We start from the raw sequence: 10,939 nt of genomic DNA on the forward strand, positions 1-10,939 counted from the left end.
GCATAATTGCCGGTGCCGCTGACGGAACCTGCGGCGATGGCCGCAAGATAGCTGGCTTCCCCGGGAATTGCTGGTCTTCCGGTCAGACGCCAAACGCTAGTCAGCGCGGGCCGACGAGGATGAATTCAGCGGTGAGCCCGGGTAAGTCCAAGCCCAAGGTGACACCTTTGGCCGTAAGCTCTGAAACCGCCGCAAAGGCGACCCCAGTATCGTTGTGATAGGACGTAATGATCGTGGGCAGGCCGGAAAACGGGACAGTGAAGTTCACCCTGAATTTCTTGGCTCCCACGTTTGTGACGGTGAAGCCCGAGCCGGCACGGGTCTCGATGGCAGTCGTGGAAGTGGGAACCAAGGTCCCACGCATGGTCCGGAGCTTCTCGTCGCCTGCAGCGGCTTGGAATTGTCCGTCAGTTCCCAGCTTGATATCAGACCTTACTGTCAGCGGGCCGGTCATCGTGTCGCCGGCCCTGTCCACTTTACCGGCGACAGCCGTGGGGATGGCATTGCTGAAGTAAGTGTTGAGGTCGTTGAGTTGCGCCTGCAAGGGAGATAGGACGCCGTCGAGGAAGGCGAACTCGGTATTGCTCACCTTGCCGTCGCCCAGCTTGGCGGCATCCACTCCCGCGGCGATCTGGTCATTGCCGCTTACCAGGTGACTCTCGATTTCGAGCCAAGCCGGGTGCCCGGTCTTGACTCCTTCCTTGGTGGCAATCTGGACGTTGGTGGCAGCGCCACAGGTGACCGCCAGGCCGAAGTCGCTCTCCGGATTCGCCAGCCACTGCTTCACCTGCGCCGTGACATCCACCACGGCGAACTGGTCTTGGATCACCGCTCCGGCGGGAATGGTATGGAGCACGGCAGCGCTCAGCGTGGGAGCCTCCCGCCTGCCTTGCGCCGCTTCTGTCCACTCGGAGCTCACGGCACGGATCGTGAGATCACCCGCCTTCTTCACCTCACAGAAATGGAAAACAAGACGTGCCGAACTGACGTTGGAAGGCTGGATCAGCCCGGCGTAGTCGGCGACGTCGAAGCGGAGAAGTGCGGCAGCTCCCTCGCCATTGATCAACATGAAGTTCTCCTTCCCGAAGGCCTTGCCGATCTTCTCGGAGGGCGCGGAGTAAGTGTCTTCCGAAACGGGAATGACCACCGCATGGGCGGCATGGCAGACCAAAGCGAGGATAGCGGCGAATAAGGGGGATGGTTTTTTCATGGAAGTACTAACAGGACAATTCCTCCATGAGATAGAGGTCAATCTGCGAGAGAGGCACCGCGATGAATTCACGATACCTTCATCGTCGGGATATCCGGGCCCGGTTATTTGCTACCGTGATCGCGGGGGATAAAATGGTTCGCTTTACTTAAGCTTCAAAGTATAACGCTCCCATGACCCCCGAATCGAAGGGCGCGTGGATGCGCCGGCTGATCATCATTTCCCTCATTGGTGCCGCCGCGGCCGCTGGCCTCGTTTTCAAACCCAAGGATAAGAAGAACGACGGCGTGGTAAGCACCGCCGTGAAGGTCACCTTCCAGAACTACAAGGAAGTGTATGGCAAACCGGCCGTCCTGACGGTCTCGAACCTGCGCGTGGAGGGAAATGCCGCGGCGGACAAGCTGCAAGAGATCCTGGAGAAGCTGAAGAAGGACAAATACGGTCCCAAGATCCAGCTCGCCGAAGTGGATGTAGCCGTCGAGAAGGGCCTAGCCGGGATGGCGGGTGTGGATCCGGCGAAGCTGGCCGGTCACTTGGAATTCTATTCGGAGAGCAAGAAGATGGGCGACTTGGTCGGCCAGAACGATCCGAGGGTCGTGGAGCAAACCATCGACAATATCTTGAACGGCATGCTGCAGCGCATGAGCAAGGACTGGAAGCCCGACGTCGAGGGCATGAAGAGCGGGAACGCCACCGGCGTCCCCGGCATGAGCCGGGACAACGGCAAGCAGCTTCCGCCTTCCTTCAAGCCGGCACCGGCACAAGCGCCGGCCCCTGCACCCGCGCCTGCGGTTGCGGGCAAGAAGGAGAAATTGGACCATAAATGATCACACGCCTGCCTCTCTCCGTCCTGCGGGCAAGGCGCCGGAACCCACGATCCAGCCGGGGAAGAAAAAAATGGGCCTGCCCCCCGGAATGGAGAAAAGGTGAGCTACACTAAGCGCGAAATGAATTTCCACCTGCCATCATTCCCCTTCCGGACAGCAATCCCGGCCGCCGCCATGGCCGTGGCGCTGCTCGCTTTGCCGGCCTGCGACGACGGGGAGAGCCTGACCGGCAAGAAAACCACCCCGATTGCCGAACCCATTGGCCCCAAGGGATCTGCGGAAGTCCGGGAGCTGGATGCCGCGGCTTTTGACCAGTTCACCAAAACGCCCGGGAAGCTGGTCGTGATCGACTATTATGCCGACTGGTGTGGGCCTTGCCGGGAGCTTGGTCCCCTGATGGAGGAGGTGGCCAAGGAGTTCTCCGGGCGGGTGGTGATCGGCAAAGTCAACGTCGACAAAGCCAAGGACTTGGCGCAACGCGCTGGTGTCCATGGCATTCCGGACGTTCGACTCTACCGGGACGGGCAGCAGGTGGATTTGTTTATTGGGTCGATGCCGGCGGCCGAGGTGCGCGGCAAATTTGCGGCTTATGTGCCGGAGAAGGTGGCGGAGCCGCCGGTGAGCGCTGCCGCGGCGGAAGCTCAGCCAGCCCAGCAGGCACCAGCGGTCCAGCCGGGGATGGAGAAGCGGTGACGGCGTGGCGGAATGGCTGCGCCATTCCGGCTGGGCGAATCCGCCAAAAGGAAGGCCTGGCGATTTTGGGATAAACTCGCCATACCCGAACGGCTCAACCACCGTCAAAAAGGGTCTGACAGGCCGCTGCAGCAGGCTTGGGAGGCGGGGTGGCGAAATCACGGCCATCCAACCCTTTACAAGCTGTGCCCGGCCTGCGAAACACCCCGAAATTTGCCCGACGCGCCGCCCATGCGCGGGCAGCTTCCTCGTCCCGCCATGCCTAAAGATACCTCGATCCGGAAAATTCTCGTCATCGGCTCCGGCCCCATCGTCATCGGCCAAGGCTGCGAATTCGACTATTCCGGGGTCCAGGCCTGCAAGGCGCTGCGCGAGGAAGGCTACGAAGTGGTGCTGGTGAACTCCAACCCGGCCACGATCATGACCGATCCGGAGTTCGCCCACCGGACCTACATCGAGCCAATCACGCCGGAAGTCGTCGAGAAGATCATCATCCGCGAGAAGCCGGATGCCCTGCTGCCGACCCTTGGCGGCCAGACGGCGCTCAATACCTCCATGTCCCTTCACAAGTCCGGCGTGCTGGAAAAGCACAATGTCCGGATGATCGGCGCGAAGCCTGAAGCGATCGACAAGGGCGAGGATCGGCAGCTTTTCAAGGAGGCCATGATCCGGATCGGCCTCGACATGCCTCGCTCCGGCATCGCCCACACGATGGAGGAAGCGCGGAAAGTGGCCGAGGAGATCGGAACCTTCCCGCTCATCATCCGCCCCGCCTTCACCCTCGGTGGACAGGGCGGCGGCATCGCTTACAACCGCGAGGAGTACGAGGAAATCATCTTCCGCGGCCTCGATCTGTCGCCCGTTTCCGAAGTCCTGATCGATGAATCCCTCCTCGGCTGGAAGGAATTCGAAATGGAGGTCATGCGCGATCAGGCCGACAACTGCGTGGTCATCTGTTCGATCGAGAACATCGACCCGATGGGCGTGCACACCGGTGACTCGATCACGGTGGCACCGATCCAGACCCTCACCGACCGCGAGTACCAGATCATGCGCGATGCTTCCTTCGCCGTGATCCGCGAGATCGGCGTGGAAACCGGCGGCTCTAACATCCAGTTCGCGATCGACCCGGTCTCGGGCCGCATGATCGTGATCGAGATGAACCCGCGCGTCTCGCGTTCCTCCGCACTGGCCTCGAAGGCCACTGGCTTCCCGATCGCGAAGATCGCCGCCAAGCTGGCCGTCGGCTACACCCTGGGCGAGCTGCCGAATGACATCACCCGCGAGACCCCGGCATCCTTCGAGCCGACCATCGACTACGTGGTGACCAAGGTTCCGCGCTTCACCTTCGAGAAGTTCCCGACGGCGAATCCCGTGCTGACCACTTCCATGAAGTCGGTGGGCGAGGCGATGTCGATCGGCCGCACCTTCAAGGAGTCGATGCAGAAGGCGCTGCGCTCGCTTGAGACCGGCCGCTGGGGCTTCGGCTTCGACAAGAAGGATGTGCACGGCGCGACGCGCGACGAGATCGAGCGCAAGCTGGCCGTGCCGAATGCCGAGCGCATCTTCTGGCTGCAGACCGCCTTCGTGAATGGCTGGACTGTCGATGAGATCTTCGAAGCGACCGCGATCGACCCGTGGTTCCTGCACCATCTCAAGGAGATCGCCGAAGAGGGCAAGAACCTCGCCACACTGGATCTCAAGGATGCCAAGCGCCTGGGCTTCTCCGACCGTCAGATCGCGATGGCCCGCGCGCATGCGCCGGCGATCCACGATGCCTCCATCCACGGTGAGAAGGATCAGCCCGCCGGCGCACCGCCGCGCGCCGAGCCCGAGGGTGCGGTCGTTGACGTGCCGACCGAGGACACCATCCGCGCCGAGCGCAAGGCCCGCGGCATCATCCCGACCTACCGCCTGGTGGACACCTGCGCCGCGGAGTTCGAGGCCTACACGCCCTACTTCTACTCGACCTACGGTGACGAGAACGAGGCTCGCGAGTCCGACAAGAAGAAGATCATCATCCTCGGCGGTGGCCCGAACCGCATCGGCCAGGGCATCGAGTTCGACTACTGCTGCGTCCACGCCGCCTTCGCCCTGAAGGAACTCGGCTACGAGACCATCATGGTGAACTCGAACCCGGAAACGGTTTCGACCGACTACGACACCTCGGACAAGCTCTTCTTCGAGCCGCTGACCTTGGAAGATGTGCTGAACATCTGCGACCAGGAGAAGCCGCACGGCGTGATCGTGCAGTTCGGTGGCCAGACGCCGCTGAACCTCGCAGCGGATCTCAAGCGCCACGGCGTGCCGATCATCGGCACCTCGCCGGAAAGCATCGAGCTGGCGGAAGACCGCAAGCACTTCTCCGCACTGCTGGACAAGCTGGGACTGAAGCAGGCGGAAGCAGGCACCGCCGTCTCGGAAGGCGAGGCAGTGACCATCGCCAATCGCATCGGCTACCCGGTGCTGGTGCGCCCCTCCTTCGTGCTGGGCGGCCGCGCGATGATGATCGTTTACGAGGATGCCGAGCTGCGGAAGTACATGCGCGAGGCGGTGGACGTCTCGCCGGACCGCCCGGTGCTGGTGGACCGCTTCCTGGAAGGCGCGGTGGAGGTCGACGTCGATTGCATCGCGGACGGTACGATGGCCGTAGTAGGTGCGATCATGCAGCACATCGAGCCGGCAGGCATTCACTCCGGCGACTCTGCTTGTGTGATTCCGGCCTACTCGCTTTCCGAGCCGATCAAGGCGGAGATCACCCGCGCGGCGAAGGAGCTGGCGCGCGAGCTTGAGGTCCGGGGCCTGATGAACATCCAGTTCGCGGTGAAGGATGAGCAGCTCTACGTGATCGAGGTGAACCCGCGGGCCTCGCGGACCGCGCCCTTCGTCTCAAAGGCGACCGGCGTGCCGCTCGCGAAGTACGCCGCACAGATCATGGTCGGCAAGACCCTGCCCGAGCTCGGCTTCACCGAGACCGTGATCCCGCCGCACTTCTCCGTGAAGGAAGCCGTCTTCCCCTGGAACCGCTTCCCGGGCATCGATATCGTGCTCGGCCCCGAGATGCGCTCGACCGGCGAGGTCATGGGCATCGACGAAGATCTGGGCATGGCCTACGCGAAGAGCCAGATCAGTGCCTTCAACCCGCTGCCGACGAAGGGCAACGTCTTCCTCTCGGTCTCCGACCGCGACAAGCCGGAGGCCATGGGCATCGCCAAGGAGCTGGTGGAACTGGGCTTCCAAGTCTATGCGACCGGCGGCACCTGCGACCGCCTGCAAGCGGAGAACATCCCCTGCCACCGCCTCTACAAGCTCAACGAAGGCCGCCGCCCGCACGTCATCGACATGATGAAGAACCGGGAGATCCACTTCATCATCAACACCCCGAGCGGCCACGCCGCCCGCGAGGATGAGGTGAAGATCCGTTCCGGCGCCGTAGCGAACAAGGTCAGCCACTGCACCAACCTGGCCGCAGCCGCCGCCTCCGTGCGGGCAATCCGCTCGCTCAAGGAGAAGGAGCTGACGGTGAAGTCGATCCAGGAGTATCACGCGTAAGCTGAAGTAGTCCGCTCAGCCCCCTGAGCGGACTAAGCAGTTCTGGCGGCTCCCGGAGACCAACAAAAGGTGGTCCGCACAGCCCTCTGTGCGGCGAAGCCCTTATAGCGGCTGACGCCATCTCGTGCCTCCGGGTGCGCTCGGGCTCACCTTTCTCTAGTCCCGATCTGAGCACTGGCACCGGTGTTCTGTACCGCCTCAACCTCCTTGAGGCAGTTGGGAGTGTGGGAGGGCATGAGGAGCGCGCCGAGGCTCCTCGTCTCCGGCAGCCACCGGAACCACTTCAGCCGCACACAGCGTGTCCCGACTACCTTTTCCCCTTGGCGCGCGCCTGATCCCCGGCGAGTTTGCTGGAGAGCGCGAATGCCGGGCGGGAAACGACAAAAGGAGAGCAAGAACCAGACGGAGAGCGGCTGGCTCGGCGACTATTTCCGCGGCCACCAGTACTGGTTTTACTCCAAGGGCACGGCGCTCAATCACCTCCTGCGGCGGCGGATCCGGCCGGCCGGCATGGGCCTGATGCTGGTGATGATCGTGGCTGCCGGAACCGCAGGCGGGAATCCCGACCCAGCGGTGTTCAGAGCCTTCGCCCTCACCGTCTCACTATTGCTCGTGGCCGTGGTTTTCCTGCCCTTCCGTCGGGCCAAGGTCGAAGCCACGCGCGATCTGCCCGCCCATGCCACCGCGGGGCTGCTCTTCACCTACCATATCACTCTCCGGAACCAACGGCGCCGGGCCTTGGACCGCTTCGAACTGATCGAGCTCGGGCCGGATCCGCGGCCCTCGGCCGACCTTTTCATCGGCAGCCGGGAACCTGGAGAACATCTCCGCAATGTCTACGACCGCTGGCTGGCCTACTACCGCTGGAGCTGGCTCTGCGAAATGCGCATCCTCTTCGAAGGCGGCCAAAGCCAGCCCGTGGCCAGGCTCAAGGGCGGCGCAAGCATGAAGATCGCGGTCGCGATGACGCCCAAGCGGCGCGGACTGATCCGGCTGAACGACCTGCGGATCGCGCTGCCCGACCCGCTCGGCTTGTTCCAGCGTTGCCGCAAAATCCCGGCTCCGGCGGCCAGCTTGGCGGTGCTTCCTCAGCGCTATCCCCTGCCCCGCTTCGAGCTGCCGGGTAGTGCCCGCTTCCAGCCCGGCAGCGAGGCCACGGCCCGGCATGCCGGGGCCACCGGGGAATTCACCGGGCTGCGCGACTACCAGCCGGGAGACCCGCTGCGCCTGATCCATTGGAAAACCTGGGCGCGCACCGGCAAGCCGGTGGTGAAGGAACTGGAAGACACCTTCTTCCCGCGGCACGGCCTGATCCTCGACACCTTCCCGGCCGTGGGGGACGAGGCGCTTTTTGAGGACGCCGTCTCGGTGGCCGCCTCCTTCGTGGTGGCTGTAGATGCCCGCGAATCGCTGATCGACCTGATGTTCATCGCCGGCCACGAGCGGGTGATCACCGCCGGCCAAGGAGTCGCCCGTTCCGAAACCCTACTGGAAGTGCTCGCGGGAGTCGAAAGCTCGCCGCGCGAGGACTTCGATTCGCTTGCCAAACTGGTGCGGCGGCATGCCGATGACCTGGCCGGCTGTCTCTGCGTGTTCTCCGGCTGGTCGCCGGCGCGGGCTCAGTTGCTGACCACGCTGACCCGGGCCGGGATCGAGGCCTCCGCGATGGTAATTTGCCGCGAGAAGCCGGCGACTGCAGTCCCCCGCTGCCATTTCCTGCGGAGCGGTGAGCTCGCCAAGGACCTGCTGAAATTGCCGCGCCTGCTCTAGGCCGGGCCTTCTTCGAATTTGGATTTCTGAAGCTCCCACCTAAGTTCCACCCGTGTCCCGCTTGCCCAAGCTGATCCTGGCCGCTGCGCTCCTGCTCTGGGGCGTGAGCTCGGGCGAGGAGCGGGTGTGGATCGGCGCGGCTTGCGCGCTGCTGGTATATGCGTCCGAGTGGACGACCCTGCGCTGGGACTTCGGGGAAAAGGCGGCCCTGGTGGCGTGGCGGATCTCGGTGCTCTTCCTCACCCTGGCGATGGTGCTGGTGATCATGCAAGGTGCCCGCATCACGACCATGGCGCGGGTTTTCACTTGGCTGCCGTTGGTCCTGCTGCCGCTGCAATTTGTGCAATCCTACGGGACCGCGAGCACCATGTCGCTGGGTACCTTCTCGATGATGGTGCGGCGGCGGCAGATGCATGCGGCGAAATACGGGCTGCCCTTCCGGGAGATCCGCTTCGGCTTCGACAAGGTGTACTTCTGCGCCACCCTGCTGGCAGCCTGCTTGGGCAAGGGTGCGGACGGGCCATGGTTCTATCCGGCATTGGTGATTTTGGTTGCCTTGGCGATCGTTGCCAACCGGGGCTTCTTCTTGGCAGGCGGGCTTCTCACGGGTTTCGGACTGAGCACCGGCCTCGCCCTTTCGATAGCCGCTGGAGGAGGAATCGGCGGGCAACTTGGGCTCAGCGCCCTCTGGGACCGGGGCATGGCGGCCTTCGGCGGAGGCAAGGACCAGGGCTCGGGACTCGAGAAGCGGACCTCCTTGGGTGACATGGGCGAGATCAAGCAATCGCCCGAAATCTTCTGGCGGATCATCCCGGAGTCCGAGGAGGTGCCACCCAAGTACCTGCGGACGGCCTCCTACAATCGCTTCGGCAACACCGACCCGACGACCTGGGATCTGGCCCTTCCGACGAATACGGGCAACGAGACCGCCGACTTCAAGCCCACCGTCTTCACCCGTGATCCCAACATGGCTCCGGAAGATCCGGATGCCGGCTACTATCTCTGCCCACCGGATTTGCCGTTGGAGAAGCAGTCCGAGGCCATCAGCGCCGGCCTGCCGCGCTTCCGCCTGCGCGGGGAAATGGATGCCAAGGGCGCCTTCGCCCTGCTGCCGCTGCCGGAGAATGCGGCGAGTCTGCATCAGTTCAACGCCGCCACGCAGAGAAACTCCTTCGGGACCTTCCGCGTGGAGGAGCCGCCCTCGGTGTGCGATGTCCAAGTTCTGTGGGACAAGCGCTTCGCCACCGAACACCCCCCTTGGGAGTCGGTGCGGAAGTCAGCGTGGCGCCCGGGTCCCTACTCGCCGGACCTTGAGATTCCCCGGATCGAGCAAGAGGCCGTCGCCAACGTGGCCACCGAGATGGGCCTCTATGCCGGCACCGTGGAAGAGAAGATCGCCATCATGCGGAAGTTCTTCGCGGAGAATTTCCGCTACAGCCGCTACAACTCGGTTCCCAAGTTTGTCCACCGCTGGACGGATGACGATGCCTCGGTGAAGGAATACGTCAGGAACACCGAGCGGAGGTCCACGATGCTCAGCATTTTCCTGGAGCATGCGCGCGCGGGTCACTGCGAGTTCTTCGCCACCGCGGCCGCGCTCCTGCTGCGCGAGGCCGGGGTGCCTACCCGCTATGTCTCCGGCTTCGTGGTGATTGAGAAGAGCCCGAAGTCCGGCGAATGGCTGGTGCGTGGCACCCACGCTCATGCTTGGTGCCGGGCTTGGGACGAGGCGAACCAACGCTGGCTGGATGTGGACGTGACGCCGCCGAACTGGACCAGCTTCGAGACACCGCGGAAGCAGCCATTCCAAGAACTTCGTGAGCGCTTCCAGATGCTGCAGGAAGACCTGCTGGTGTGGCGCGACAAGCCCGGCCACATGATGATCGTGGCCCTCTTCCTGCTCACGCCAGTGGGGATCGGCCTCGCCTTCGTGGGCCACAAGCTCTGGAAGTCGCGGCGGCGGCTGGAGGTGAAGAAGCAAGCCGGGAGCAACGGTGCGACCTTCCAGGCGACGCCCTTGCAGGCCTTGGAGAGGGCGGCGCGGAAGGCTCTGGGTGAGCGGCCGTCCGGGATGCCGGTGGCTTCCTATCTGAGCCCTCTCGCAGGGCGTTTGGCCGAGCCGGCACTGCTGGGTCGGGCACTGAGTTTGCATCACCGGCTGCGCTTTGATCCCGCGGAGGAAGATCCCGGCTTGGTGGCAGAGCTCCAAGCATTGGTGGCGGAGATCCGGCGGCAGCTCGCGGGCAAGTAGTCGCGGTCGGCGGGAACGGTTGAGGCACCTGGATTTAGGTGCCGGGAACTACCCAATCGGGGAGTGCTATAAAGATTTCTTTTGACCCTCAATCCGCGCACTAGCGGCCATTCCCAGTAAGTTGTCCGACAAGGAATTGAACTCAGTTCTTGTCTTAAAAAATGATTATTGGCAGCATTTAGGGTGTCCCTTTGGTGTATTCATGGATCCTCCCATCATGAATTATTAAATTTCATGACCGGGTTACCATAACTCCGAGGGTTCAGACGGCCACCCAAGCCGCCTGTCACTCCCATAAAAAAAGACCTCATGAGACCAATTGCTATATCTTCCCGGCTCCGGCCGGAGGCCCGGAAAGCACTGCTCGCGGCTGCATTCGCTTCCACACTCATCGCACCGGCTCAGGCCGACTATCAGTCGGAAATCCTCAGCGAGAACCCGCTGGTGTACTACCGCTTCGACGACGCGGTCACGACGGATAACACCCCGCCCCCGGCCGCTAATACCGGCTCGCTCGGCGCGGGTGGCAATGCGCCTTATACCGACACCGTCGTCCGTCAGGCCGGCGGGGCGCTGCCGGGTAGTGCCAATTCCGGCATCTCCGTCAACGGCGTGGGTGCCGCGGTGCCGTTCAAT

General features: G+C 63.3%; 7 protein-coding genes. 6 read left to right on the top strand and 1 reads right to left on the bottom strand.

Annotation, left to right across the window (positions count from 1 at the left end):
- Window positions 1-100: 100 nt before the first annotated feature.
- Window positions 101-1,210, bottom strand: coding sequence for a DNRLRE domain-containing protein (locus tag BV071_RS15450; RefSeq protein WP_265594485.1), 1,110 nt, complete (start codon window positions 1,208-1,210; stop codon window positions 101-103).
- A 173-nt stretch (window positions 1,211-1,383) separates the two neighbouring features.
- Here BV071_RS15450 and BV071_RS15455 point away from each other — a divergent pair, with 173 nt between their 5' ends.
- From BV071_RS15455 to BV071_RS35435, 6 genes are all read left to right on the top strand, one after another.
- Window positions 1,384-2,037 carry a hypothetical protein gene (locus BV071_RS15455; RefSeq protein ID WP_035608841.1) on the top strand — a complete coding sequence of 218 codons (654 nt, stop codon included), beginning with the start codon at window positions 1,384-1,386 and terminating at the stop codon, window positions 2,035-2,037.
- Window positions 2,038-2,157: 120 nt separating this feature from the next.
- On the top strand, window positions 2,158-2,730 hold the full coding sequence (locus BV071_RS34310; RefSeq protein ID WP_075090926.1) for a thioredoxin domain-containing protein: 573 nt from the start codon (window positions 2,158-2,160) through the stop codon (window positions 2,728-2,730).
- A gap of 258 nt (window positions 2,731-2,988) precedes the next feature.
- The gene (gene carB / locus BV071_RS15465; RefSeq protein ID WP_035608844.1) at window positions 2,989-6,282 is read left to right on the top strand and encodes a carbamoyl-phosphate synthase large subunit; all 3,294 of its coding nucleotides are present in this window, start codon (window positions 2,989-2,991) and stop codon (window positions 6,280-6,282) included.
- Window positions 6,283-6,645: 363 nt separating this feature from the next.
- On the top strand, window positions 6,646-8,052 hold the full coding sequence (locus tag BV071_RS33040; RefSeq protein ID WP_052573399.1) for a DUF58 domain-containing protein: 1,407 nt from the start codon (window positions 6,646-6,648) through the stop codon (window positions 8,050-8,052).
- A 52-nt stretch (window positions 8,053-8,104) separates the two neighbouring features.
- Window positions 8,105-10,303 (top strand): transglutaminase-like domain-containing protein, encoded by a 2,199-nt coding sequence (locus BV071_RS15475; protein ID WP_035608847.1) that lies wholly within the window; start codon window positions 8,105-8,107, stop codon window positions 10,301-10,303.
- Between the two features lie 309 nt (window positions 10,304-10,612).
- On the top strand, window positions 10,613-10,939 hold a 327-nt coding region (locus tag BV071_RS35435; protein ID WP_265594486.1), incomplete at its 3' end, for a hypothetical protein.

The sequence above is a fragment of the Haloferula sp. BvORR071 genome (assembly GCF_000739615.1).
GTDB lineage: Bacteria > Verrucomicrobiota > Verrucomicrobiia > Verrucomicrobiales > Akkermansiaceae > Haloferula.